The organism is Shewanella sp. 4t3-1-2LB (assembly GCF_017368415.1).
Lineage (GTDB): Bacteria > Pseudomonadota > Gammaproteobacteria > Enterobacterales > Shewanellaceae > Shewanella > Shewanella fodinae.
Genome location: NZ_JAFNJD010000111.1, coordinates 1 through 1,033, shown reverse-complemented (window position 1 = coordinate 1,033; position 1,033 = coordinate 1). Strand labels below are relative to the sequence as shown.

The 1,033-nt window shown below is 30.9% G+C and carries 1 protein-coding gene; it reads left to right on the top strand.

Annotated features, from left to right (window positions below; translation table 11 throughout):
- Window positions 1–835 (top strand): hypothetical protein (locus tag J3L11_RS18820; RefSeq protein WP_207571985.1); only part of this gene is annotated, 835 nt, incomplete at its 5' end.
- Between the last annotated feature and the right edge of the window lie 198 nt (window positions 836–1,033).

Genomic DNA, 1,033 nt, shown 5'->3' with positions numbered 1-1,033 from the left:
AGATATAGTAATATTGAATTTTTTTGAAAATTGTATTTTGAAAAAATGGCCTATATTACATTTAACTAAGGCATTTTTTATTTTGGTCTTGCTTAAGGTGGTGGTTAGAAAAATTATTTGGATAAGGCATAACTATTACCCTCACGATTATAAAAAAGAAGAGCATTCAACATACTATGGGGTCATATGTGATCTTTTATATAGATTCTCAACTGATATATTGGCACATAGACCTGTGCCTGAGTTGGGCATTATGGAATATGTACCTCATCCACAATACTATTGTTATAGTAATAGTTGTGATTCCACTAAACATAACACGCAGTTATCATTTTTGTATTTTGGCCAGGTGAAGTCATATAAAGGTTTAACTCAATTACTCAATGCTTGGCCTTCAGACTATCATCTAAGAATGTTGGGCAAAAGTGATAGTGAATTGCTGACATTAGAAATAAAAAAAATTATCTCTGACAGAAATTTAAATGTTACGTGGGAAAATGCCTTTGTGGAGAAGAAGGTACTGAATGATATTATATTACAATCTGACTACGTTATAATTCCTCATATTGATGATTCAATGATTGTTACTGGTGCAGCTTATCATGCAATTAGTCTAGGCTGTAATGTAATTCTTAATGAATCAAATTTTGCTAAATGGTTCAAGTCAGAATATCCATTCGCAAGTAATTATGATAGAACAAGTCTTATGCAGACCTTATCAAAATGTGTGAAAACCAATAGGAAAGATATCCTAGATTTTGTAGCTAATAAAAATGGAGATATAGTCCTGATGTCATCTTGGGAATATTTCTTTAATAAAACATCTGTTAACTAATTTGCGATTGTTGGATATCTAAATGTTGGCTTGGGTCATTTTGACGATTGCTATACCTTTGTTGATAACTAAAAGCAGAAATGTTTTTATTTTAGTCGCCCTATTTATAACAATATTTTCAATGCTTCGTTACGATGTAGGGTTTGATTATATTTCATACAGCGATATGATTTCTAATGGAAGTTATGATAGTTATAG